This is a genomic window from Actinacidiphila sp. bgisy144, from assembly GCF_057708105.1.
In genome coordinates this window covers 30,604-53,669 of sequence record NZ_JBYIRM010000033.1, presented here as the reverse complement: position 1 = coordinate 53,669, position 23,066 = coordinate 30,604, and the positions used below count along the sequence as shown (strand labels likewise).

Below are 23,066 nucleotides of genomic sequence, written 5' to 3'. Positions count from 1 at the left end.
TCGCGGTCGACTCGTGGCCGGGAAACCGGACCGAGGACGAGGAAGGCCAGCATGGTGCCGACAACCGGGCCGACCGCCGACCGCCCGCTCGCCATGCCGTGGGAGCGGCGCGGCAGGTCGGCGCTGACCGGGGCCTGGTGGGTGCGCGCGCTCCGCCTGGACGAGCGCGCCGCCGCCGGGTGGCCGGACACCGAGGACGCCGGCGGCACCGGCGACGCTTCGCACCCCGAGGACGCCGAGGACGCCGAGGACCCCGAGGACGCCGACCGGGCGGCCGTGGCCGACATCCGCTTCCGGCGCTGGCGCGACGCCTTCCGCGAGCTGGCCGCAGACGCGCTGGAGCGCCAGACGGCCGAGTACGGCGGCACCCCGCGCGCCTTGCGGGCGCTGCTCGCCGAACCGCCCGAGCGCCTCGCCCGCCGGTGCGGCGCGGCCAAGCCCGCGTGGGCGCTGGACGTCGAACGGGTGGCGGCCTCGGCTGCGCACGACGCCCCCGACGACCCCGACACGCTCGACGGGGACGGGCCCGGCGGATGGCAGCGCGGCTTCGCCCGCGTCGTCGCGCCGTTCGTCCGCGAGGCCCTGCGCCGCTTCGACGCTGCGGCCGATGGCGCCGGGCCCGCCGGGCCGTTTGCCGCCGCGGACCGCGCCGTGGTCAGGGAGGCCGTCCGCGCCGACGCCGCCCGGCGCCTGGTCCGCCTGTCCGCCCGGGTGCTCGTCCTCGAACTGAACGTCCTGCGCGTCACCGGCCGGTTGGAGGGCGAGACCCCCGAGGCGCGCTTCGGCTCGTTCGTCCGGCACTTCCGCCGCCCGGAGCCGCTGGCCGAACTCCTCGACGAGTACGCCGTACTGGCCCGGCTGCTGGTCGACACCGCCGCCCAAGTGGCCGCGGTGCACGCCGAGTTCCTGCGGCGGCTCGCCGACGACCGGCCGGAGCTGGTGCGCCGGCTGTTCGGCGGCGCCGACCCCGGCGCCCTCGCCTCGTTCGAGCCGGCCAAGGGCGACCCGCACGACGGCGGCCGCTCGGTGGGCGTCGCCGCCTTCGCCTCCGGCGCCCGCGCGGTCTACAAGCCCCGGCCGCCGCGCATGCACCGGCACTTCAACGACGCCGTCGAGTGGTACAACGGGCGGCTGCCGGCGCGGTCCCGGCTGATGACGCTCCCCGTCCTCGACCGCGGCGGCCACGGCTGGGTCGGGTTCGTCCACCCGGCGCCGTGCGCGGACGCCGCCGCCGCGACCCGGTACTTCCACCGCCAGGGCGTGCTGCTCGCGCTGCTGCACACCCTGGGCGGCGTCGACTTCCACTTCGAGAACCTCATCGCGGTCGGCGACCAGCCGGTCCCGATCGACCTCGAGTCGCTGTTCTGCGCCGACCTCCCCCGCACCTACGGCAGCCCGACGCTGGACGGCGACCCGGCGGTGACGGCCTACCGCGAGTCGGTGGGCCGGGTCGGCCTGCTGCCGTCCGTCGTCATCGGCGCCGACGGGCAGGCGTTCGACGCGGGCGGCATGGGCGGCGACCAGGACGCGGCGCTGCCGTACCGGGTCGCGGACTTCGCCGGGGCGGGCACCGACACGATGCGCGTGGAGCGGGTGCGGCCCGTGCTCGGCGAGGTCCGCAACCGGCCCCGGCTGGACGGCACCGACCTGGACGCCGTGCGCTACGCGGCCCCGCTGCTGGCCGGCTACCGCGAGGGGTACCAGGCGCTCGCCGCCGCACGCACCGAACTCCTCGCGGCGGACGGCGTGTTGGCCCGCTTCACGGACGACCCCGCGCGCATCATCCCGCGGCCCACCCACGAGTACGCCACTCTGCTCGCCGAGACCACGCACCCGGACGCGCTGCGCGACGCGCTCGACCGGGACCAGGTGTTCGGCGTGCTGTGGGCCAGGGCCGCCGCCGACCCGGCCCGGGCCCGGCTGGTCCGGCACGAGGTGGCCGACCTGTGGGCGGGCGACGTCCCGCTGTTCACCGCCCGCGCCGGCTCCCGCGACGTGCGCGCGGCGAGCGGCACGGTCATCGCGGGCCTGCTGCCGGAGTCCGGCGCGGAGCGGGTCGGGCGCACCCTGGCCGGGATGGGCGAGCGCGACCTCGCCGACCAGGGGTGGATCGTCGCGGCGCACCTGGCCACCCGGACCGACGGCGCCGCGCCGCGCCCGGCCGACAGCGCCCCCGCGCCTGACGGCGCCGGGCCCGAACCCGGCGCCGTGCCCGCGGAGTTGGCCGCGCGGGCGCTTAAGGCCGCGCGCGCCGTCGCGGACCGCCTCGAGGCGTCGGCGTTCGCCGGTCCCGGAGCGCCCGGCGCGGCAGGGCGGCTCGGCTGGCTCGGGCTCGACCTGTGGCAGGAGTCGCGCTGGTCCGTACGGCCGCTGGGCGTAGACCTGTACAACGGGTACGCGGGCATCGCCCTGTTCCTGGCGCAACTCGCCGGCGTCACCGGCGAGCCGGCCCACGCCGACCTGGCCCGGCGGGCCCTGGACCCGGTCACCGGGTACGCGCGGGAGGTGCTCGACGGCGGCGGCCCGCACGAAGCCGAGGCGGCCGTGGGGGCGTTCACCGGTATGAGCGGGGTGGCGTACGCGCTGGCCTGCTGTTCCGCGCTGCTCGGCGACACCTCCGCCGGGGCCCTGGTCGCACCCCTGCTGGACCATGCCCGGGAGCGCGTGTCGGGTGGCGTCGCCCACGACGTGATCAGCGGCACCGCGGGCTGTCTCGCGGTCGCCGAGGCCCTGTCCGGCGGTGCCGGGCACGGGGCCGCGGCGCGCCGGCTGGCGGAGCGCTGCGCCGAGGCGCTCGTCGCGGGCGCGGTGCCGGCCGGCGCCGGTGCCGGCTGGCCGGGTACGGCGCCGCGCCCGCTGCTCGGCTTCTCCCACGGCGCCGCGGGCGCCGGCTGGGCCCTGCTGTCGTACGCCGCGCGCACCGGCGACGAGGCCGCCCGCACCACGGGCCTGCGTGCGTTCGGCTACGAACACGGCGCGTACGACGCCGCCTTGGACAACTGGCCGGACCACCGCAGGGCGGAGCCGGGCGGCCAGCACTCCTGGTGCCACGGCGCGCCCGGGGTCGGTCTGGCCAGGGCCTCGGTGCTGCGCAGGTGTGCGGGGACCGGCGCGGCGGACGCCCTGGCGGACAGCCGCGCGGACCTGCGGCGGGCGCTGGACAGCACCGCCCGCTTCGGGCGGCACCGCAACGACAGCCTGTGCCACGGCGCCCTGGGCAACCTCGAACTGCTCGCCGCCGCCGCATCGGACGGCATGGCCGCGGACGGCGCGTGGTCGCGGGACGCGGCGGCCGTCGTACGGCGGATCGAGCGGGACGGGCCGGTCTGCGGGACACCGGGCGGGATCGCGACGCCCGGGCTCATGACCGGGCTGGCCGGGATCGGCCACGGGCTGCTCCGGATCGCCGCTCCCGGACGGGTGGCTCCGGTCCTGCTGCTGGCACCCCCTCCCCCGGTCTGAGATCCGCGGGCCCGCGCAGGCGCCCGGGCCCGCGGGTCGACCAAGCGCGCATGCGCCGGGGATTCCCGGCGATGTTGCGGTTCCCCATCCGGCACCACCGAAGAGAGAGGTCGACTCATGGACATGGACAACGCCGTCGTGCGCTCCTGGAAGGAATACGCCCCGGCCGGGACGACGACCGGCTTCAGCCCGGTCAGCTCGATCGACATCGCCGACGTCGCGCAGGGCGGCTCGGTCGTCGGCGGAAGCTGGCAGTGGTCGTTCAGCTGCTGCGACACGACGCTGTGTTCGGACTGCTCCATCAACTGATCAGCGCCGCTCGCGTGGGCCGCACCTCAGGGGGGTGCGGCCCACGCCTGTGACCGCCCGCGCCTGTGACCGCCCGCGCCGCCCCACGACCGCGCCATTCATCTCAGCTATTATCCCGGTGATCGTTCTTAACGACTGCTGATGACCGGAGCAGGCTTGTGGGGACCGTTCCACCATGCAGCGCACGCGGCTCCTGGCGCCGCGTCAGGACCCGCGGGGCAGGCCCGGGTCGGCCCGTGCGGCCCTCGGCCGGGGCAAAGGGCACAGCCGGTGCCGGGCATGGGTGAGCCCCGCTTCGGGAGCAGGCGTCCGGCGCGTCTGGTGGGCCGGGAGGCCGAGGCGGGCGCGCTGTGCGACCTGGTCGCGGCCGCCTCGGCCGGGGACGGCGGCGCGGTGTTCGTGACGGGTGAAGGCGGCGTCGGCAAGTCGCGGCTGGCCGACCGGGCGGCCGCCGCCGCGCAGGCCGCGGGCGTCGGTGTGCTGCGCGGCCGCGCGGTCCGGTCCGGGCCGGCCGGCTGCCCCGCCCTGCGGCCGTTCGCCGAGGCGCTGCTCGGGCTGGCCCGTACCGGCTGGTCGCCGCCGCCCCGGCTGGAACCGTACGCGGGAATGCTCGGCCGGCTCGTCCCGGACTGGCGGCGCGGCGCGCTGCTGCCGGCGGCGGCCCCCGCGGAACCGTACCTGCACGGCGAGGCGGTGCTGCGGGTCCTGGCGGCGGCGCCCGCGGACGCGTACGTCCTGGTCCTGGAGGACCTCCACGACGCCGACCCGCACACGCTGGCGGCCCTGGAGTACCTCGTGGACAACCTCGCCGGCCAGGCGGTCGCGGTCATCGGCACCCTGCGCGACGTACCCGGCCCGGCGGCGGACCTCGCGCACTACGCCCGGCGGCGCGACCCGGCCGCGCTGCTGCCCCTGGCGCGCCTGGACCGGTCGGCCACGGCGGAGTTGGTGGCCGCGCTCCTGGGGGCGCAGGGCAGGCCGGTGCCCGCGGGCCTGTGCGACACGGTGTTCCGACAGAGCGGCGGCAACCCGCTGGCCGTCACCGAGCTGCTGCGCGGTCCGGTGCTCGCCGGGGCGGCGCCCGGCGGGTTGGTGCCCGCCCCGTGGCGGCCGCTCCACGCGCCGCGCGAGGGCGAGGACCGGGCCTGCGTCGCACCAGGTGGCGGCCCGGCACCGGTGCGGGCGCCCGCCCGGTCCGCGACAGTCACCCCGCTCACCCCCCGCCCGCGCCGGCCGGGACCGTACGGGCCCGCCGCCCGCCAGCGCGGCGAACGGGCCACGGCGGCACCGGACGTGGCCGCACACGTGGCCGTGGCCGCCCCTCGTGGCCCGGCCGCGGCACCCGGCGCGCGCCCCGAGCTGCTCACCGGCGGCGCCCATGTGCCCGCGCCCGAGGCGCTGCTGCTCACCGGCGCCCGCGGCCGGTTCGAGGCCGGTGGCGCCGTCGTGGAGGACTGCCACCTGCGCCTCGCGCTGGCCGTCGACGCACTGCTGCGCGCCCGCTTCGCCGACGCCGAGGAACTGCTCGCCGCCGCCTGGCGCGACATCGCCCGGCTGCGCCTGCCCGCGCTGGGCAGCTACGCCCTCGCGGTCCGGGCGCTGGTACCCGCCCACCGCGGCCGGCAGGCCGAACTGCGCTCCGCGCTGGCCGACTTCGACCGGTGGCGGGGCGCCCGGAAGGACGAGGTCCCGCTCGTCACCGGGCTGGGCCTCGCCGTCTGCGCGCTGCTGCACGGCGCCACCGCCGCCGCCCGCACCCACCTGAAGGGCCTGGACGGCACCGGCGCCGCCACGCCGTCCTACCTGTGCGGGCAGTACGGCCTCGGGCTGCTGGTGGAGACGGTGCACGGCGCCGCGACCCGGGCCGACCACGACGCGGTCGCGCGGCATGCGGCCGGCCGGCTGCCCTGGAACAGCCAGTTCGTGCACCTCAGCCGGGCGGTGCTGGCCGGGCGCGCGGGCGATACCGCGGGCGCCGAACAGGCCCTCGCCCAGGCGCTCGCCGCTTCCGCGCCCTTCCCGCTCGCCCGCCACCTCGGCCTGCTCCTGGTCGCCCCGGCCGCCGCCCGCGACCGCTGGGGCGACCCGGCCCGCTCCCTCCAGGAGGGCGAGTCCTTCTTCACCGCGCACGGCATCCACTCCGCCGCCCGGCACTGCCGCGATCTCCTGCGCGGCCTGGGCGAACCCGTCCGCCAGCGCCGCCACGGCAGCGCCGGCGTCCCCCGCCGGCTGTGGCTCATGGGCGTCACCGTCCGCGAGCACGAGGTGCTGGTGCAGCTCGCCCGGCACCGCACCAACCGCGAGATCGCCGCCGCCCTGCACATCTCCCCGCGCACGGTCGAGCGCCATGTCGCCAACCTCCTGGCCAAGACCGGCGGCGCCAACCGCCGCGACCTGGCCGCGCTGACCGCGCCGGAACGCGACGCCGGCTGAGCGCGGGCGGGTGCGGGCCCGGGGTTCGGGTGCGGGGTGCGGGTCCGGGTTTCGGGTGCGTCAACTCCCGTCGGCGGGGCGGGAGTCGTAGGCCGCACGGGCCTGGTGGACGCGGTCGGCACGGGTCCGGGACCAGTCGGCGACGGCCGTGGTGAGCGTCTCCGCCTCGCGCCCCAGTGCGGTGAGGGCGTACTCGACCCGGGGTGGCACCGTCGGGTAGACGGTCCGGCGGACCAGGCCGTCGCGTTCGAGGTTGCGCAGCGCATGGGTGAGGGACTTCTGGGTGACGCCCTCGACCCGGCGGCGCACCTCAGTGAAGCGGAGCGGCCGGTCGTACCGGCCGAGGACGCCCAGGACGTAGAGCGACCACTTGTTCGCCAGCACGCCCAGGACGGTGCGTGACGGGCAGTCCTTCGCGTAGACGGTCGTCGAGTCGGTATCCATCGGGTATCTGTATATCCAACCGGTGCCTACTTCACAAACGAAACCGTCGCTGTGCAGGCTGGAGGTGATCACTCATCACGCCGGGCAGCGGACCGACCGTCCCGGCGCCGACAGCGGAGGCACCATGATCCTGGTCACCGGGGCGACGGGCACGATCGGCACCGAGGCGGTACGGCTGCTGGCCGCGCGGGGCCTTCCCGTGCGGGCTCTGGTACGCGACATCTCCCGCGCCCCGCAGGACGGCAGTTGGCGCGGCGCCGAGCTCGCCGTGGGCGACTTCGACCGGACGGACACCCTCGACGCGGCCGCGCGCGGCGCCGACACGCTGCTGCTCATCAGCCCGTCGGTGCCGGCCCAGGAGATCGCGGTCATCGACAGCGCCGTCCGGCAGGGCGTGCGGCACCTGGTGAAGATCACCAACCACCGGGCCACCGCGGACTCCCCCGTCGACCGCCGGCGCGACCACGCGCGCATCGAGGCCCACCTGCGGGCGAGCGGGCTGCCCTTCACGCTGCTCGCGCCGAACCTGCTCATGCAGAACCTGTTCCTCGTGGCCCCGGCGATCCGGCAGACCGGCGAGTTCGCGATGTCGACCGGCGAGGGCTTCTTCGGCATGGTCGACGCGCGGGACGTGTCCGCGGCCGCCGCCGCGGTGGCGGCCGCGCCCGCCGGCCACGCCGGGCGGACCTACCTGCTGACCGGCCCGGAACTCGTCGGCTACGCCGACGTGGCCGCCGAGCTGACCCGCGCGCTGGGCCGCGCGATCGCCTACCGCCGGCTCACGCCCGACCGGCACCGGGAGCTGATGGTGCGGGCCGGGCTGCCCGAGGCGGTCGCCGCCTCCAACGCCCAGGTCTTCGCCCTGATCGCCGAGGGTGACGCGGCCTGGCGGTCCGAGGACGTCGCCGCGCTCACCGGAAGCGCGCCCCGCACCCTGCGCGCCTTCGTCACCGACCACGCCGACGCGTTCCGGGCGCAGGGATAGCCGCCGTCCCCGCAGGGCGGCCGCGGGGCCCGGCCCGCCGCTCCGGTCAGGCCGTGGCGACGGCCACCCGGCCGGACGCCAGGGACGTGCCGCCGCGGGTCGGGCTGCCGATGTCGTGGGCGAGGTCGAGGAGGCTGCGGTCCGAGGCCACGGCCAGGCCGTGTTCCGCGAGCAGCGCCGCCATGCGCTCCGGCCGCCACAGCGACCGCCAGGGCTCGCCGGAGGTGGCGGAGCCGCGGAGCACGCGGGCCAGCAGCCGCCCCAGCGCCGCCCGGGTCGAGGGCGCCTGGTAGTTGACGACGAGTGCGCTGCCCGGGGCCGTACGGGCGGCCAGGGCCGCGACCGTGGCGTGCACCTGGTCGCGCGTGAGGTAGGGCACGACGCCCTCCCACAGCCAGGTGGTCGGCGCGGCCGGGTCGTGCCCGGCGGCGTCCAGCGCCGCACCGAGGTCGTCGACGGCGAAGTCGACCGGCACGAAGCGGACGGAGCGGGCGGCGAGGGCGGGCTCCGCTTCGGCGAGGCGGGCGCGCTTGTCCTGCTGGGAGGCCGGGTGGTCGATCTCCCACACGTCGGTCCGCGCCAGGCCGGCCAGCCGCCACGCGCGCGTGTCCAGCCCGGCGCCGAGGACCACCAACTGGCCGGCCCCCCGCGCGCCCAGCGCCTCGTCGATCGCGACGGTCCGCGGCACCATCAGCTCCGCGCACGCCCGCACCTTCTCGTACGCCATGCGCTCACCCCACCCGGCGGGCTGCGCGGACGCGCGGACCTGCTCCACGGGCGTGCGCTCCGCGCCGCGCAGCAGCCGCGCCGCCACCGGGTCGGCGAACCGGTCGGTGTCCGTCCTGCCGTCCGCGGCCGCCCGCCCCTGGCAGACCAGTACCGCCGTCCGGCTCGCCGCGCGCCCGTTCTCACTCATGGCGCCCCATTGTGGCCGTCCTAGCCGAGCAGGGCCAAGTCCTCCTCGGTCAGGCGCAGGGCGGCGGCCGCCACGTTCTCCCGCAGGTGCGCGGGGTTGCCGGTGCCGGGGATGGCCAGCACGTTGGGGCCCTGGTGGAGGGTCCAGGCCAGGCGGATCTGGGAGGGCGAGGCGCCATGGCGGGCGGCCACCTCGGCGACGGCCCGGTCCGCCGCGGCCTGGGGGGCGTCGGCGGCGGCCGTGACACCGGCGGGGCCGCCGCCCACCGCGAAGAAGGGGACGAAGGCGATGCCGCGCTCGGCGCAGGCCTGCTGGATCGCGTCGTCCTCCCGGCGGGTGGTCAGCCCGTACTGGTTCTGCACACACACCACGGGCGCGATGTCCAGCGCCTCCTCCAGGTGCTCGGGGCCGATGTTGGAGACGCCCAGGTGCCGGATGAGGCCCTCCTCCCGCAGTTCGGCGAGCGCCGCGAACTGCTCCTTGAGGGAGCCCTCGCCGCGTTCGAGGCCGGTGCCGATCCGGAGGTTGACCACCTCGAGGCGGTCCAGGCCGAGCTGGCGGATGTTCTCCTCGACCTGGCCGCGCAGCTCGTCCTTGGTGTGGGCCCTGACGAAGGCACCGGACGGCTCGCGCCCCGGCCCGACCTTGGTGGTGATGACCAGGTCGTCCGGGTAGGGGGCGAGCGCGGTGTTGATCAGCTCGTTCGCGGAGCGCAGGGCGGAGAAGTAGAAGGAGGCGGTGTCGATGTGGTTGACACCCAGCTCGACCGCCTGCTGGAGCACCTCGACGGCCTGCGCGCGGTCGCTCGGGCTGCCGTCGGCCTTGCTCATCAGGCGCATGGCGCCCAGGCCGAGGCGGTTGACGGTGCGGTCGCCGAGCGTCCAGGTGCCGGCCGCGCCGGCGTTGTTCGTAGTCATGGGAGGAAGTCTTCCCCCGCGGGGCGGCCGGCGGCCGCAGATGGCAACTTCCTGCCGCGCTTGGCGGCACGGGGGGCGCCGGGGAAGACTGGGGCCATGACGGTGGAGAGCGGGGTACGCGTGCTGCACGGCGAGGCGGAGGTGTTCGCCCGGACCGGGCACCTGTTCGCCACGGCCGGCGAGCTGTGGTGTGCGGCGCGGGACCTGAACACCTGGGTCCTCGGGCAGGACGTCGCGGACCGGCTGTCCGGGGCGCGGCCCCGGCTGCGCAAGCTGTACCAGCCGAGCGCGCTGATGAGCCCGCGGACGGCCGGGCATCTGCGGGCCGTGGCGGCCGGCCCCGACGCGCAGGTCCGGATCACCGCCGACAGCGTCAACGAGACGATCATCATCGACCGCCGGTTCGCGATCCTCGCCGGCGACCTGAGCGCGGGCCGGCGCAGCTACAGCGTGGTCTTTGAACCGGCGCTGGTCCAGAACGTCACCTCGCTGTTCGAGGCGGCCTGGCGGTCGGCGACCGACCTGGCGGTGTACGACGCGCAGTACGCGGAGCTGCGCGAGATGGCGCCGCGGGTGCTGGAGCTGCTGGCGTCGGGGTGCAAGGACGAGACGGCGGCCCGGGTGCTGGGCCTCGGGGTGCGCACCTACCGGCGCCGGGTGGCGGAGCTGATGTCCGCGCTGGGCGCGGAGTCCCGTTTCCAGGCCGGCATGCGGGCCCGCGACCTTGGGCTGATCTAGGACTGATCCAGGACTGATCCAGCCGGTCCGGGGGCCGCCGTGCGGATCTGCGCGGGCCGGCCCACGGGCTCTCCCGCGGGCCGGCCGGCGGGGTCATGCCGTGGCCGGGGGCTCGGGGGTGGTGAAGGGGAGCAGGAGCCGGGAGGGGTGGGCGGCGTCCCGGTAGATCTTGTGGGTGACCGGGCGGCCCACCGGGAGGTGGAAGGCGTCCGGCGGCAGGAGCGCGTTGTGGGCGTCGGCCAGCGGCTCGTCGTTCGACAGTTCGGCCACCAGGCGGTGGCCGGGCCGGAAGGTGGCGGCGAAGGGGTAGAGCCGCAGTACGTACTCCTCGATCCGCCCCGGCTCCACCGGCACCGCCCGGGTGTGCGGGTGGTAGGGGTTGCCCTCGGTGGTGCGGTCCTCGTCCAGTTCGCGGTGGGACGCCTTGAGGTAGCCGGTGGTGATCAGCTGGCGGGCGCCGCCGGGCGCCTCGTCCCACAGCCGCAGGATGAAGTTCGTGTCGTCCTGGTCGATCTCGGCGAACAGGTGTGCCGCGCCGGCGCCGATCATCTCGGTGGGCTCCGCGAACGGCTCGGTGCGCCAGGTCAGCACCTGCACCGTGTCGGTGACGGTGAGCGGCGCCTGGTAGAAGCCGTCGGGGGCGGCGTGCTCGGCGCCCATGAACTCCGGTTCGCCCGACAGCTTGTGGCGCGGGCGCAGGTACAGCGGCCGGTAGGCGATCTTTTTGGGCGGCCACTGCGCGGCGGTGACCGTCTCGCGGGAGCCCTCCACGAACACGCGCACGGCCGGCTCGTCCATGATCCCGTTGTCGATGCCCTTGAGCCAGTACGCGTACCAGCGGAACATCGTGTCGTGCTCCTCGATCCAGGGGCGCGACTGCATCGGCGGGTAGGAGCCGATGTCGAGCTTCTTGGGGCCCTTCAGCACGTCGAACAGCTCGATGTGGCCGTCGACGGTCCAGCCCCGGCCCTGGTCGATCTGGAGGTAGACCGGGATGTCGATGTTCCGGGCCAGGGTGATCGGGTTGCGCTCCTCGTACCAGTCGCCGTCGAGCGGGTTCATCACGATGTCGAACCAGAACTCGCGGTTCTTGGGGTACTTCAGCACGTGGACCAGGTTCGGCCAGGCCGCCACGTCCGGGTCGGCCAGCCGCGCGTCGACGAGCGTGTTCAGCTCCTCGGGGCCGTACACGTCCTGCATGCGGGACCTGACGTCCGTGTGCGCGATGCCGGAGTCGCCGCCGCGGCCCTCGCGGGCGGCGCGGGGCATGAACCACATGATCCCGCCGTGGTACGTCGTCTCGTAGAAGTCGTAGTGGCCGCCGCTGACGAAGATCGCCTTCAGGTGCGGCGGGCGCTCGGCGGCGGCGAGCACCTGCATCGAGCCGAAGTACGAGATGCCGATCATGCCCACGTTGCCGTCGCACCACGGCTGCGCGGCGACCCACTCCACCAGGTCGTACAGGTCCTGCCCCTGGGAGACCCCGCCGAAGTTGTAGTTGCCGACCATGGTGCCGCCGGAGTCGCCGGTGCCGCGCATGTCGCCGATGACGTGGACGTAGCCCTCGCGGACGACGCGGGCGATGTCGCCGGCCTCGATGCAGCCGTCCCACATCGGGCTGGGGCGGCGCTGCGGCGGCGTGGTGAGGGCCAGCGCCTGGAGTTCCTTGCCGTAGGCGCTCATCGCGATCAGCGCCGGCCGCGGTGTGTCGTCGGTGCCGCGGTAGGCGTCCACCGCGAGTTCGACGCCGTCCCGCATCGGCACCCGCAGGTCCTTGCCGACGGCGATGGTCTCCTCGCCGGCCCGCAGCGTACGGAAGTCGGTCATGGTGGGGCTCCTGTCCTACACGGTCCGGTGGTGCTGCGCGCGGTAGCCGTGCAGCGTGGTGAAGAACGGCGACGGCTCGAGCGCCGGGTCGCCGGTGTAGCCGAGGGCGTCGGCGACGGGTGCGAAGGGCGAGTACGGCGAGTCGCTCTCCGCCGGCCCGGCCGCCAGGCAGGCGCAGGCGGCCGCGGCGACCCGGCGCTCGGCGTCGAGGCTCTGGGTCAGCGCCTCCCGGGTCTGCGCCTCGTCGAGTGCGACGCCGTACGGCCTGCCGTCGGCGCGGCGGTAGGGGTGCCCGAGGTACAGCGTCCGCGGCCGCACCTCGTCCCGCAGGCGGGTCAGGCCCGCACGGTAGGCGGCCGGGTCGGTGTAGCCGGGGAAGCCGTTCGCGGCACCGTGGACCTGTACGGCGTCACCGGTGAAGACCGACCGCTGCCCGTCGACGGCGTAGGCCACGGACCCGGGCGTGTGGCCCGGGACGGCGTGCACCGAGACGGTGACGCCGCCGCCGAGCGGCAGTATCTCGCCGCCGCGGACCAGCACGGTGGGCTCCATCTCGCCGGAGATGACGGCGTCCGCGGCGGCCGCCACCCGTGCCGCGCCCTGCGGGTCGCGCAGATACCGGCCGCGGCCCGCGCGGTACTCCGCCACATGGGCCGCGCGGGAGCGGAGCATCGGCGCGTCGGCCTCGTGGATGACCACCCGGGCGCGCCGCCCGGTGAGGTTCCACAGGGCGAACGCCCCGCCGACGTGGTCGATGTGGCCGTGCGTCAGCAGAATCCAGCGCACGTCCTCGATCCGGCGCCCGAGCGCCTGGAGGGCCGGTGCCATGGCCTCGGCGGGCGAGGACGCGATGCCGGTGTCGACGATCGCCGGCTCGGGCGCGTCGACGAAGAAGCTGTACAGCCCGAACCGGCCCCACGGCGAGACCAGGGGGTGGACGGCGACGTCCTGCGTCATGATCCCTCTTTCCTGACGTGCGTACCCGGTCCCGCGGTCACCGCGTGCGAAGGAAGTCGCGGGTCAGCGCGAAGACCTCGTGGAACTCGGGAACAAAGGAGAAGTGCTGGACGAACCCGTGGTTCGCGCCCGCGTAGCGCCGCAGCTCCACCTCGACCCCGGCCTCCCGCAGCCGCCGGGCGTACGCTTCGCCCTCGTCGCGCAGCGGGTCCAGCTCCGCGGTGACGACGAGTGCGGGCGGCAGCCCGCGCAGATCGGCCCGCTTGGCCGGTGAGACGAGCGGGTCCGCCGGGTCCGCGCCGCTGCCGACGTAGAAGGCGTTGAACGGCTTCAGGCCCGCCGTCTCCAGGCCGTAGCCGGTGGCGTTCTCCCGCAGCGACGGATAGCGGTCGGCGTCGAAGTCCAGGTCCAGCGACGGGTAGTAGAGGACCTGGTGGGTGATCCGGTCGAAGCCCTCGTCGTGCGCCCTGGCGACGAGGGCGGCGGCGAGGTTGCCGCCGGAGCTGTCGCCGGCCACCGCCAGGGTCGTGCCGTCCCAGCCCAGGCCCGTCCCTTCCTCGGCGAGCCACCGCACCACGGCGTGGCAGTCGTCGAGCCCGGCGGGGAAGGCGGCCTCGGGCGCCAGGCGGTATCCGACGGACACCACCTTCAGCCCGGTCGCGGCGGCCAGCGCGCGCGCCACGTGGTCGTGGGTCTCCAGGCTGCCGAGGAAGAAGGCCCCGCCGTGGAAGTAGACGAGCAGGCCGTGTGCGGCCGCCTGCGTCGCGGTGTAGATCCGTACCGGGACCTCGCCGGCCGCGGTCGGCGCTCTCAGGTCCCGCACCGAGTGCAGCGGCAGGCGCTCCCCGGCGGGCGCGAGGTGCGCCTCCTCGGCGGCGCGCAGCGCGGCCGGATCGATCGGCCCGGCGGGCGGGGCGGGCAGGTCGGCGAGGAAGGCGGCGATCTCCGGGTGCAGGGGCACGGCCGTCACTCCCCCGCCGCGGCGGCCGCGGACGTGCCGGCTGTTCCGCTGGCGGACGTCTCCGGGGCCTGACCGGCAGGCTGCTGGCCGGCGGGCCGCTGGCCGGGGAAGACGTCGTCGATCGCGTCCTCGGTCCAGCCCTGGCGCGAGACGGCCTGGAGCGTGTCGGTCACCGGCTTGCGGGCGGCCTGGTAGTGGGCGAGCGCCTCCCGCGGGGAGTCGGCCGCGCGCAGGGCGTCGGCGAGGGCTCCGGCGTCCTCGATGGCGGAGTTCGCGCCCTGCCCCTGGTGGTGCAGCATCGAGTGGGCGGCGTCGCCGACCAGGACCACGGAGTCGGAGTGCCAGGTGTCGACCGGGTCGATGTCGTAGACGGCGCGGATGTTGACGGTGCTCATGTCCAGGCCCCGGGTGATGTCCACCAGGCGCGGGTCGAAGCCCTCGACCGTCCGCAGCAGGTCGTCCTTGGTCACCCGGGGGTTCCAGGTGCTGTCCGCGCACAGGGCGGTGATGTCGAACGACACCTGGCCGCGGTGCCGCAGCGGCAGCAGGTAGACCTTGGTGCCGCGGCCGATGTACATGCGCAGGTTGTCGTCGGTGACCATCCCGTGGGTGTCGTCCACCGGGACCACGGCGCGGTAGGCGTGCTCGCCGGAGAACACCGGTCCCTTGTCGCTGAACAGCCGCTGCCGTACGACCGACTTGATGCCGTCGGCGCCCACCACGAGGTCCGCCTCCACGGTGGCGCCGTTCTCGAAGGCGAGCACGGCGCTGCCGCCCTTGTCCTGGACCGTCCGCAGCCGGTGGCCGAGGTGCACCATGTCCTGGGGCAGGACGCCGAGCAGGGCGTCGATGAAGTCGCCGCGGTGGATCAGCCGGGTCTGCTTGCGCTCCCCGGCCGCCGGCCACTCCTCTTTCATGAGGGGCTCGCCGGTGGCGGTGAGGATCTCGAAGTAGTCGCTCGGCGAGCTGACCTTCGCGATCGCGTCGAAGATGCCCCACTGGCCGAAGCGGTCGAGGGTCGCGGGGCGCAGGCCGATGCCCGCGCCGACCTCCCGGATCGTGGTCGCCTGCTCGTAGACGCCGACGTCCGCGCCGAGCAGGCTCAGCGCCTTGGCCGCGGCGGCGCCGCCGTACCCCGCCCCGACGACGGCGATCTTCAGGTTCTTCAGGTCCGAGGACTGCATGCTGGGTCTCTCTTACTTCTGGATGGTCAGGAAGCCGGCGGGGTTGTCGACGAAGAGCGTGGTGAGGGCGGCCTCGTCCAGCCCGGCGGCCCGCAGGTCCGGCAGGAGGTCGTCGAAGAGGTAGTTGACGGTGTGGCCCTTGACGCCCGGCCAGCCCAGCGGGCTGCAGTTGGCGTCCGCGGAGGCGAGGACCCGGGTCAGCCGCCGGCCGCCGTCGATGAACCGCAGGAAGTGGTCCAGCCGCTCCTTGCGCGGTCGGGCCCAGAACGGCGGGTCCGGCAGTTCGGTCTCGTAGCCGAAGGTGTCGAAGCCGAGGCGGCCGCCCTGCTCGGCGATCCACACGTCGCGCGTCTTGTCGGCGTTGACGCCGTCGTCGACGTGCCCGAACAGCACGCGGTCCAGCGGGAGTCCCTCCTCGGCGAAGATCCGCACGGCGTTCTCGGCGTCGATCGCCAGGTGCGTGAGGATCGGCACGCCCGTGGCGCGCGCCGCGCGGGCCGCGGCGCGGTAGATGCGCTTGTCCAGGTCCGTCATGCGGCCGCCGCGGCTCACGCCGACCTTGATGACGCCCGCCAGGCTCCCGGTGCCGCCGATGCCGACGGTGATCTCGTGCACGAACTGCCGGGTGAGGTAGTCGACGTCCGCCCGCGCGAAGTGCGGCAGCGCGGTGTCGCCGCCGACGAAGCCGGTGCAGGCGACGATGTGGACGCCGGTCTTCGCCGACAGGGACTTGTAGGCGTCGATGTCGCGGCCGTTGCAGATGCCGGTCACGTCGACGAAGGTGCCGCCGCCCAGTTCGTGGAACCGGCGCAGCTTCGGCACGGTCTCCTCGTAGCGCTCCTCGGGCGTCTTCCACCACCGGGTGTCCAGCTCGGAGCCGGGCATGCCGTACCCGATGTGCTCGTGGATCGCCACAAAACCCAGTTCCTCGGCGGCGACCGGCCCCAGAACGGTGTTCACTCTCGACACAACACTCACCTTTGAGAAGAGGACTTGACGGGGGTGGGGGTCGGCCCGCTCACCGCAGGGCGAGCAGGTCGCGCGGGTTGGCGACGAGGATGCGCCGCACGTCGTCGTCGCCGACGCCCTGCTCCTTCAGCAGCGGCACCAGGACGGTCAGGACATGGCCGTACGGCGTGTCAGTGGCGGGGTGCCCCTTGGCGACCCCGGTCGCGCCGGTGGACAGCAGAATCCGGTCGGCGTGTCCGGCCGCCACCAACTCGGCGACCAAACGGGCGCGTTCGGCGTCGGTGACGTGCGCGGCGTCCTCGGTGCCGGCGTGGTCGAGCGCGAGGTGGGCGCCCATGGCCGCGACCTTCGCGGGGGCGCCGGCGGCGACGGCGTCCTCGCGGTCCAGCCCGCCGACCACGACCCGCCCGGGCGGCAGCTGCTCGTCGAGGACGACGCCGAGTTCGCCGACGGGGTCGGCGCCGTACCGGACCGAGAGCGCGGCGCCGGTGGCCAGCGCGGTGCGCGCCGCGCCCCGCAGCAGGCTCTCGTCCGTCGCGGTCATCCCGCCGCGCGTCACGGCGGTGGCCACCAGGCCGGCCGGGCCGCGGCGCTCGACGCGCGGGACCGCCATGCCCTCGGTGATCTCCTTGGTGAACAGGTCGGCGAACCGCTCGGCCGGCCAGGGAGTGGGCGGGTTGGTCTGCGGGGTGAGGAAGTACCCGCCGAGGAGCTCCTCCGGGCCCTGGCCCGTCGAGGCGACGAGGTGGACTCCGGTGGCGCGCGACAGGGCCTCGTAGAGCCGGACGTCCCGGCCGTGGAACATCCCGGTGCTGTCGACGATCGTGCCGCCGCCGCACGCGCGGAAGTCCCGCAGCTTCGCGGCCAGCGTCTCGAAGATCGCGGACCGGTCGAAGGTGATGTCGAAGGCGTGCTCCGCGCCGGGGAGCACCGACAGCAGCGCCTCGTGCACCGAGACGACTCCCAGTTCGCCGGCCGGTACCGGGCCCAGGACGGTGTGCACGACCTTGCTGCTCTCGCTCATGACTGCCTCACGTGTCCGGTGCGGGTGCGGCTGTGCACCCGGTGGCTTCGGCCACGCTAACCGTTCGCTTTACGCAACGTCAATGAAACGAACGTCATGAAAATAGATTGGCCATTGAGTTTCACAAGGGCGCTTGACAACGTTGTCAGGCGACGTCGGAGCGGCGTGCCCGGGCACGCCGACGGCCCGGCCCGCAACCGCGGGTCGGGTCGGGTCGGGTCCGTCGGAACAGCCCGGATCAGGCGAGCAGCCGCACCCAGCTGGCGCTCAGCTCGGCGAGCATCTGCTCGCGGGTGAGCTTCCAGTCGGCGCCGTCCCAGTGCTGGGCGACGAAGTCCAGCTCCGCCATCGCCAGCGCGCCGCGGAAGCGGCGCTGGTGGGGGGCCAGCCGGCCGGCCTGCGCGAGTCCGTCCTCGATGTCGCTGATGGCCTCCTCCAGCCACCGCTCCACGAGGTCGGTCAGCTCCGGGTCGACCGCCGCGGCGTCGCGGCCCGCGCGGATGATCGGCCGGATCGCCGGCCAGCTGTCGGCGGTGCGCCGCAGCCAGGCGGCGACCGCCTCCGGGGTGCCGTCGGCCACGGTCGCGACCAGGCCCAGGGCGGTGGAGCCGTGTTCGGGCGAACTGACGCGCTGGAGCGCCTCGTTGAGCCGCTCGTCGATCAGCGCCTTCATCAGCTCGCTGCGGGAGGGGAAGTAGGCGTAGAACGTCACCCGGGTGGTGCCCGCCGCGCTCGCGATGTCGTCGACCGTGGTGGCGGCGTATCCCTTCGTCGTGAACAGTTCGAGGCCCGACTCCAGCAGCAGCCGGCGCGTCATCTGCTTCTGCGCCTGTCGAAGGTTCGCCATGCCGGCGATCCTAACGCGCCATAGCTCGGCGGCCGTACGCGCCGATTCGCCGGCGCACACCTCGCACGGCTCCTTGACGGCACGTAAAGCCTCAGCCGATCAGGTCGACGCTCAGCCGCCGGCGCAGCTCGGCGCACGTGATGCCGTACGTCTCCCGCGCCCGTGCCCCCTCTGCGGCCAGGGCTCCGTCGAAGCTGCCGAAGGGGGTGCGCAGCGCGGCGTACAGGTAGGCGTCGCTCACCGGGGCCGCCCCGCGGTCAGGGGCGCGGCCGTCTCCGGCCGGCCGGTGCGGGCGGAGGAGAGCGGGACGGGCGTGAACATGGGCGGCTCCTGGTCCGGGGTGAGGGCGGTCGGCCCGTAGAGCCAGTCGGTGAAGGCGTAGTCGCGGGTGTCGCGGGCGCGCAGCAGGGTGTTGCGCTGCTGCCGGGCGGTGCCGTCGAGGTGCCACAGCTCGCCCCAGGCGCGGGAGGTGGTCACCACGCGGCGGCAGTGCTCGGGGCGGACGGCCTCGTAGGCGGCCAGCGCGGCGTCCCAGTCGACCGTGCCGTCGGCGGCGCGGTGGCCGGCGGCGTGCCGGCCCAGCACCCAGCCGTCCTCGATCGCCATGATTGCGCCCTGGGCGATGTACTGGAGCGGCGGGTGCGCGGAGTCGCCGAGCAGCGCGATCCGGCCGTGGACCCAGGTCATGACCGGGTCGCGGTCGAACATCCGCCACCACTTGTCCCGCCACAGGAAGGGCAGGCCGTCCCGGACGAAGTCGCAGGTGCCGGCGAAGGCGGCGTCGAGTTCGTCGGGGGTGCCCCAGTCCTGCTCGCCGGCCCGTGCCTTGGGCGACTCGAAGACGGCGACCTGGTTGAGCAGTTCGCCGCCGCGCAGGCCGTAGTGGACGAAGTGGCAGCCGGGGCCGACGTGGACCACGACCTCGCCGAGGTCGGCGGAGCGGGCCCGCGGCAGCTCGGCGGGCACGGTGCCGCGGTAGGCGACGTAGGCGGAGGAGACCGGCTCGTCGTCGACGAGCAGCTTGCGGGCCAGGGAGTGCAGGCCGTCGGCGGCGATCACGACGGCGGCCTCGTGGACCGCGCCGGAGGCGACGGTCACCGCGGCGCCGCCGGGGGTGTTCCGGTAGCCGGTCACCTGGGCGTCGGTGACCAGTTCGACGCCGGCGCGCTCGCAGGCGCGCAGCAGCAGGCCGTGCAGGTCGCTGCGGTGGATGACGAGGTACGGGTAGCCGTAGCGGCGTTCGAGGTCGCGCAGGTCGAGCCGGGTCAGCTCGGTGCCGTCGACGGCGTCGCGCATGACCATGGCGTCCGGGAGGACGCCCAGGGCCTTGGCCTCGTCGAGCAGCCCGTAGTCGTCGAGGATGCGGGTGCAGTTGGGCGCGAGCTGGATGCCGGCGCCGACCTCGCCGAAGGCCGGCGCGCGCTCCAGCAGGCGGACGCTTTGGCCCTGGCGGGCCAGGGAGTAGGCGGCGCCGAGGCCGCCGAGGCCGCCGCCGGCGACGATCACGTCAGGTGGGGTCATCGTGGGCTCCTCTACAGCCACGGGCCGAGCCGGGGGGCGTCGGCGAGCGTGTGCGGGCGGCCGGCCAGCCAGGCCGCCACTTCCGGCAGCGGGCCGCCGGGCAGTGCGGTCAGGCCGCGCTTGGCGCGGATCTCCTCGACCAGGGCGGTCAGGAAGCCCTCGGGCAGGTCGGCGAAGCCGGTGCCGGTACCGAGGTCGACCGCGTGGACGCACACCTCGCGGGCGCGCATCCAGGGAAGTTCCGTGGCGGGCACGGTGCGGCCCTGGGCGGTGACGACCTGGCGCCGCCACTGCTCGTCGGTGAGCGCGTCGAGCCCGTCGGCGAGGCGGTGCGCGGAGCCGGTCAGCCAGGTGCGCAGCTGCCGTGCCGTCAGGTCGGGGCCTTTGGCGATGCCGGCGGCGCGCTCCTCGGCGGAGGCGTACATCAAGGTCCGCTCTCCGGTGGCCGCCCAGTGCACGAGGTTGCCCAGGGCGTCGGCGTTCGCGGCGACGTGGGCGGCGAGGTGCTTGCGGGTCCAGCCCGGCAGCAGGCTGGGGGCGCGGAAGGCATCCTCGTCCAGGCCCGCGGCCGCGTCGAGAAGCAGCGCGGTGCCGGTACGGGCCCACGCCCGCGCGTCGGCGGCGGTCCGCGGCGGGCTGGTGGGGGCGGGGCCGATGGGGCCGGTCACGGCGCGACCACCTGGTTGCTGCACGCGCCCAGGCCCGCGATCCGGGTGGTGACGGTCTGGCCGGGGCGCAGGAAGACCTGGGGGTCGCGGGCGTTGCCCACGCCGGCCGGGGTGCCGGTGGCGATGACGTCGCCGGGGCGCAGGGTGATGACGGTGGAGATGTACCGCACCAGGAACACCGGGTCGAAGAGCAGGGTGGCGGTGTCGTCCTGCTGCATGAGCTGCCCGTCGACGAGGGTTTCCACCCGGAGCGAGGGGCGGACGCCGCCGACCTCGTCGGGGGTGACGAGGTAGGGCCCCAGCGGGGTGGAGCGCTCCCAGATCTTGCCCTGGGTCCACTCGATGGTGCGGAACTGCCAGTCGCGCACCGAGATGTCGTTCATGACGGTGAAGCCGGCGATGGCGTCGGCGGCCTGCTGCTCGTCCGCGCGGCGCACCGCCGTGCCGATCACCACGGCCAGCTCCACCTCCCAGTCCAGCGCCTCGGTCTCGGCGGGCTTGACGAGGGGGTCGCGGGCGCCGAGGAGGGTGTCGGCGAACTTCGGGAAGAGCGTCGGGTGGGCGGGCAGTTCCCGGCCCATCTCCTTGATGTGCTCGGTGTAGTTGTGTCCGACGCAGATGACCTTGGACGGCTGGGGCACGACGGGCGCGAAGTCGGCGCCCGCGACGGGGTGGGCGGCGCCTGCGGCGGCCCGTGCCCGCTGCCGCCAGTCGGGCTCGGCGAGCAGGGCGCCGAGGTCGGCGTACCCGAGGTCGACGAGGGTGTCCCCGTCGCGGCGCACGGCCCGGGTCCCGTCGGCGGTGCGGAGCGTGGCGAGCTTCATGGTCAGGCGTCCTTGTGGTTGCGGTCGAGCCGGAGCGCCTCGAGGACCGGCGCGTCGGAGAAGCGGAAGAGGTCGAGGGCGCCCTCGTCGGAGTCGGTGGCGCCGGCTTCGGAGCGGGCGGAGAACGGCTGCCAGGACGGGACGACGAACAGGTCGCCGCGGCCGACGGTCCAGGAGGTGCCGCCGACGGTCACCACGCCGGAGCCGTCGAAGACCTGGTAGACCGACGAGCCGGTCTCGCGCACCGGCGCGGTCTCGGCGCCCCGGACGACGCGGTGGAACTCGGCGCGCAGCGTGGGCAGCACGTCGGAGCCGTCGTGCGGGTTGGTGTAGCGCACCGCGGCGTGGCCCGGTTCGACGGTGCCGCCGTGGCCCTCCCGCTCCAGCAGCAGCTGGTCGGCCAGGGCGGCGTTGGTGTGCTCCCACTTGTACGACAGCAGCGGGCTGCCCGGCGTGGCCGGGGCGGCCGACAGCGGGCGCAGCCCCGGGTGGCCCCACAGCCGCTCGGCGCGGGAGCGGACCGGCGTGGTGCGTTCCTCCGCGCTGATCTCGTCGCGGCCGAACTCGAAGAACTGCGCCTCGGTGAGGTACTGGAAGGGGATGTCGAGGCCGTCGATCCAGGCCATGGGCGCGGAGGTGGCGTTGTGGTGGGCGTGCCAGTTCCAGCCCGCCTGGGGCAGGAAGTCGCCGCGGTTCATCGGCACCGGGTCGCCGCCGACGACCGTCCACACGCCCGAGCCCTCGACGACGAAGCGGAAGGCGTGCTGGGTGTGGCGGTGTTCGGGCGCGTCCTCGCCCGGCATCAGGTACTGGATGGCCGCCCACAGGGTCGGGGCGGCGAAGGGCCGTCCGCCGAGTGCGGGGTTGGCGAGCGCGATGGCCCGGCGCTCCCCGCCGCGCCCGACGGGGACGAGGTGGCCGGCCCGGTCGGCGAGGGCCCGCAGGGTCTGCCACCGCCACACGTGCGGGACGGCGCGCGAGCGCGGGTGCGCCGGCATCAGGTCGCCGATCTCGGTCCACAGCGGTACGAGCAGTTCACGTTCGAAGCCCCGGTACAACTCCTGGAGTTCCGGGGTGACTTCGGGTTGCCCGGCGGCAGCGACGGCCTGGAGCCGGACCGGGGAGCCCGCGGCGGGGTCTGGGGCGAGGGAGGAGTGCGTCACGTACGACAGGCTGCATCGCGTCTTCTGGGAGGACATGTAGATTCTGGAGAGCAGAATCCTGCTCGTATCCGAGAGGTCGCACCGTGGACAAGCCGCTGAGGACGCCGCCGCCCTACCCGATCGCGAGCGTGGACCACGCGCTGCGGGCGGCGGCCATCTTGCAGATGGAGGGCGGGGCGACCGTCTCGCAGATCGCCGAGCGGCTGGGAGTCGCCCGGTCGACCGCGCACCGGGTGCTGGCGATGCTGGTCTACCGGGACTTCGCCGTGCACGGCGAGGACCGCGTCTACCGCGCCGGGCCGGTGCTGGAGCTGGCCGCGCACTCGCAGTCCCTGGTGTCGCGGCTGCGCGCGGCGGCCCTGCCCCATCTGCACCGGGTGGTCGACCTCGTGGACGAGACCGCGAACCTGATCGTGCGCACCGGGGACACCGCGCGTTTCATCGCCAGCGTGGAGTGCCGGCAGGCGCTGCGGGCCGGCTCCCGGGAGGGCATGGTCTTCCCGGCCCACCGCACGACGGCGGGACTGCTCCTGCTCGCCGAGCTCACCGCCGAGGAGCTGGACGAGGTGTACGCCGCCGAGCGCTACCGCGACCGGCCGGCCGAGCGCCCCGACCTCGCCCGGCTGCGGGCGGAGCTGCGGCGCCTGCGCCGCAACGGCTTCGCGGTCAACAAGGAGCGCTCGGAACGCGGCCTGGTCGCCATCGGCGTGCTGGTCCGCGACCGGGACGGCACCGCGCTCGGCGGCCTGTCGGTGTCGATGCCCAGCGTGCGCTACGACACGGGCCGCCTCCAGTCCCTGGTCGCGGCGCTGGAGACCTCGGCGCGCGCGCTGGAACGGGACTTGGCACGGGACCTGGGCCGGGACCCGGCACGAGACACGGCGCGGGACCTGCCGGACCGCTGAGCACCCCGGCTC

21 protein-coding genes are annotated in these 23,066 nt (G+C 75.1%); 6 read left to right on the top strand and 15 right to left on the bottom strand.

What is annotated here, in order from left to right:
* The first annotated feature begins 51 nt into the window (after nt 1–51).
* The 3 genes from AC3EVP_RS30005 to AC3EVP_RS29995 all read left to right on the top strand — a co-directional run bounded on the left by AC3EVP_RS30005 (nt 52) and on the right by AC3EVP_RS29995 (nt 6,204).
* Entirely contained in the window at nt 52–3,462 is a 3,411-nt protein-coding gene (locus AC3EVP_RS30005) for a type 2 lanthipeptide synthetase LanM family protein (protein WP_435135306.1), read from the top strand.
* A 117-nt stretch (nt 3,463–3,579) separates the two neighbouring features.
* Nucleotides 3,580–3,771: a hypothetical protein gene (locus tag AC3EVP_RS30000; RefSeq protein ID WP_335980487.1), complete on the top strand. Its 192-nt coding sequence runs from the start codon at nt 3,580–3,582 to the stop codon at nt 3,769–3,771.
* 279 nt (nt 3,772–4,050) lie between these two features.
* A complete protein-coding gene (locus AC3EVP_RS29995) occupies nt 4,051–6,204 on the top strand; it encodes a helix-turn-helix transcriptional regulator (RefSeq protein WP_435135304.1) in 2,154 nt (717 codons plus the stop codon).
* 60 nt (nt 6,205–6,264) lie between these two features.
* On the opposite strand, the gene AC3EVP_RS29990 is transcribed toward AC3EVP_RS29995, so the two are convergent.
* Nucleotides 6,265–6,648 carry a winged helix-turn-helix transcriptional regulator gene (locus AC3EVP_RS29990; protein ID WP_335980491.1) on the bottom strand — a complete coding sequence of 128 codons (384 nt, stop codon included), beginning with the start codon at nt 6,646–6,648 and terminating at the stop codon, nt 6,265–6,267.
* A 124-nt stretch (nt 6,649–6,772) separates the two neighbouring features.
* Here AC3EVP_RS29990 and AC3EVP_RS29985 point away from each other — a divergent pair, with 124 nt between their 5' ends.
* Entirely contained in the window at nt 6,773–7,633 is an 861-nt protein-coding gene (locus AC3EVP_RS29985) for an NmrA family NAD(P)-binding protein (RefSeq protein WP_488179834.1), read from the top strand.
* A gap of 46 nt (nt 7,634–7,679) precedes the next feature.
* On the opposite strand, the gene AC3EVP_RS29980 is transcribed toward AC3EVP_RS29985, so the two are convergent.
* The gene (locus AC3EVP_RS29980) at nt 7,680–8,549 is read right to left on the bottom strand and encodes a class I SAM-dependent methyltransferase (protein ID WP_435135300.1); all 870 of its coding nucleotides are present in this window, start codon (nt 8,547–8,549) and stop codon (nt 7,680–7,682) included.
* Nucleotides 8,550–8,569: 20 nt separating this feature from the next.
* Complete coding sequence (locus AC3EVP_RS29975) at nt 8,570–9,466, bottom strand: oxidoreductase (protein WP_435135298.1); 897 nt, start codon at nt 9,464–9,466, stop codon at nt 8,570–8,572.
* Between the two features lie 96 nt (nt 9,467–9,562).
* Between AC3EVP_RS29975 and AC3EVP_RS29970 the strand changes: the two genes are divergently transcribed.
* Complete coding sequence (locus AC3EVP_RS29970; RefSeq protein WP_335980498.1) at nt 9,563–10,204, top strand: DNA-binding response regulator; 642 nt, start codon at nt 9,563–9,565, stop codon at nt 10,202–10,204.
* 93 nt (nt 10,205–10,297) lie between these two features.
* Here AC3EVP_RS29970 and AC3EVP_RS29965 read toward each other — a convergent pair whose 3' ends face one another.
* From AC3EVP_RS29965 to AC3EVP_RS29910, 12 genes are all read right to left on the bottom strand, one after another.
* The gene (locus tag AC3EVP_RS29965; protein WP_435135295.1) at nt 10,298–12,031 is read right to left on the bottom strand and encodes a CocE/NonD family hydrolase; all 1,734 of its coding nucleotides are present in this window, start codon (nt 12,029–12,031) and stop codon (nt 10,298–10,300) included.
* 15 nt (nt 12,032–12,046) lie between these two features.
* Nucleotides 12,047–12,988, bottom strand: a complete 942-nt coding sequence (locus AC3EVP_RS29960; RefSeq protein ID WP_435135293.1) for an MBL fold metallo-hydrolase — start codon at nt 12,986–12,988, stop codon at nt 12,047–12,049.
* Between the two features lie 37 nt (nt 12,989–13,025).
* The gene (locus AC3EVP_RS29955; RefSeq protein ID WP_435135291.1) at nt 13,026–13,949 is read right to left on the bottom strand and encodes an alpha/beta hydrolase; all 924 of its coding nucleotides are present in this window, start codon (nt 13,947–13,949) and stop codon (nt 13,026–13,028) included.
* 5 nt (nt 13,950–13,954) lie between these two features.
* The gene (locus AC3EVP_RS29950) at nt 13,955–15,133 is read right to left on the bottom strand and encodes an FAD-dependent oxidoreductase (RefSeq protein ID WP_435135289.1); all 1,179 of its coding nucleotides are present in this window, start codon (nt 15,131–15,133) and stop codon (nt 13,955–13,957) included.
* A gap of 12 nt (nt 15,134–15,145) precedes the next feature.
* Nucleotides 15,146–16,102 (bottom strand): phosphotriesterase family protein, encoded by a 957-nt coding sequence (locus AC3EVP_RS29945; RefSeq protein ID WP_435135287.1) that lies wholly within the window; start codon nt 16,100–16,102, stop codon nt 15,146–15,148.
* 49 nt (nt 16,103–16,151) lie between these two features.
* Complete coding sequence (locus AC3EVP_RS29940; RefSeq protein ID WP_435135284.1) at nt 16,152–17,126, bottom strand: phosphotriesterase family protein; 975 nt, start codon at nt 17,124–17,126, stop codon at nt 16,152–16,154.
* A 238-nt stretch (nt 17,127–17,364) separates the two neighbouring features.
* Nucleotides 17,365–17,973, bottom strand: a complete 609-nt coding sequence (locus AC3EVP_RS29935; protein WP_335980510.1) for a TetR/AcrR family transcriptional regulator — start codon at nt 17,971–17,973, stop codon at nt 17,365–17,367.
* Between the two features lie 91 nt (nt 17,974–18,064).
* Nucleotides 18,065–18,214 (bottom strand): hypothetical protein, encoded by a 150-nt coding sequence (locus AC3EVP_RS29930; RefSeq protein WP_435135281.1) that lies wholly within the window; start codon nt 18,212–18,214, stop codon nt 18,065–18,067.
* Nucleotides 18,211–19,479, bottom strand: a complete 1,269-nt coding sequence (locus tag AC3EVP_RS29925) for an FAD-dependent oxidoreductase (RefSeq protein ID WP_435135370.1) — start codon at nt 19,477–19,479, stop codon at nt 18,211–18,213. Before AC3EVP_RS29925 ends, AC3EVP_RS29930 begins: the two co-directional genes overlap by 4 nt.
* A 26-nt stretch (nt 19,480–19,505) precedes the next feature.
* On the bottom strand, nt 19,506–20,162 hold the full coding sequence (locus AC3EVP_RS29920) for a maleylpyruvate isomerase family mycothiol-dependent enzyme (protein ID WP_435135279.1): 657 nt from the start codon (nt 20,160–20,162) through the stop codon (nt 19,506–19,508).
* The gene (locus AC3EVP_RS29915; protein ID WP_435135277.1) at nt 20,159–20,986 is read right to left on the bottom strand and encodes a fumarylacetoacetate hydrolase family protein; all 828 of its coding nucleotides are present in this window, start codon (nt 20,984–20,986) and stop codon (nt 20,159–20,161) included. The genes AC3EVP_RS29920 and AC3EVP_RS29915 overlap by 4 nt, the downstream gene beginning before the upstream one ends.
* Nucleotides 20,987–20,988: 2 nt before the next feature.
* The gene (locus tag AC3EVP_RS29910) at nt 20,989–22,149 is read right to left on the bottom strand and encodes a cupin domain-containing protein (RefSeq protein WP_435135367.1); all 1,161 of its coding nucleotides are present in this window, start codon (nt 22,147–22,149) and stop codon (nt 20,989–20,991) included.
* An 83-nt stretch (nt 22,150–22,232) separates the two neighbouring features.
* Between AC3EVP_RS29910 and AC3EVP_RS29905 the strand changes: the two genes are divergently transcribed.
* Nucleotides 22,233–23,054 carry an IclR family transcriptional regulator gene (locus AC3EVP_RS29905; RefSeq protein WP_435135275.1) on the top strand — a complete coding sequence of 274 codons (822 nt, stop codon included), beginning with the start codon at nt 22,233–22,235 and terminating at the stop codon, nt 23,052–23,054.
* Nucleotides 23,055–23,066: the final 12 nt, after the last annotated feature.

What these genes read in the sequence shown, in the direction of transcription:
- AC3EVP_RS30005 (WP_435135306.1), top strand. Translation starts at nt 52, where the DNA reads ATGGTGCCGACAACCGGGCCGACCGCCGACCGCCCGCTCGCCATGCCG.
- AC3EVP_RS30000 (WP_335980487.1), top strand. Translation starts at nt 3,580, where the DNA reads ATGGACATGGACAACGCCGTCGTGCGCTCCTGGAAGGAATACGCCCCG.
- AC3EVP_RS29995 (WP_435135304.1), top strand. Translation starts at nt 4,051, where the DNA reads ATGGGTGAGCCCCGCTTCGGGAGCAGGCGTCCGGCGCGTCTGGTGGGC.
- AC3EVP_RS29990 (WP_335980491.1), bottom strand. Translation starts at nt 6,648, where the DNA reads ATGGATACCGACTCGACGACCGTCTACGCGAAGGACTGCCCGTCACGC.
- AC3EVP_RS29985 (WP_488179834.1), top strand. Translation starts at nt 6,773, where the DNA reads ATGATCCTGGTCACCGGGGCGACGGGCACGATCGGCACCGAGGCGGTA.
- AC3EVP_RS29980 (WP_435135300.1), bottom strand. Translation starts at nt 8,549, where the DNA reads ATGAGTGAGAACGGGCGCGCGGCGAGCCGGACGGCGGTACTGGTCTGC.
- AC3EVP_RS29975 (WP_435135298.1), bottom strand. Translation starts at nt 9,466, where the DNA reads ATGACTACGAACAACGCCGGCGCGGCCGGCACCTGGACGCTCGGCGAC.
- AC3EVP_RS29970 (WP_335980498.1), top strand. Translation starts at nt 9,563, where the DNA reads ATGACGGTGGAGAGCGGGGTACGCGTGCTGCACGGCGAGGCGGAGGTG.
- AC3EVP_RS29965 (WP_435135295.1), bottom strand. Translation starts at nt 12,031, where the DNA reads ATGACCGACTTCCGTACGCTGCGGGCCGGCGAGGAGACCATCGCCGTC.
- AC3EVP_RS29960 (WP_435135293.1), bottom strand. Translation starts at nt 12,988, where the DNA reads ATGACGCAGGACGTCGCCGTCCACCCCCTGGTCTCGCCGTGGGGCCGG.
- AC3EVP_RS29950 (WP_435135289.1), bottom strand. Translation starts at nt 15,133, where the DNA reads ATGCAGTCCTCGGACCTGAAGAACCTGAAGATCGCCGTCGTCGGGGCG.
- AC3EVP_RS29940 (WP_435135284.1), bottom strand. Translation starts at nt 17,126, where the DNA reads ATGAGCGAGAGCAGCAAGGTCGTGCACACCGTCCTGGGCCCGGTACCG.
- AC3EVP_RS29935 (WP_335980510.1), bottom strand. Translation starts at nt 17,973, where the DNA reads ATGGCGAACCTTCGACAGGCGCAGAAGCAGATGACGCGCCGGCTGCTG.
- AC3EVP_RS29915 (WP_435135277.1), bottom strand. Translation starts at nt 20,986, where the DNA reads ATGAAGCTCGCCACGCTCCGCACCGCCGACGGGACCCGGGCCGTGCGC.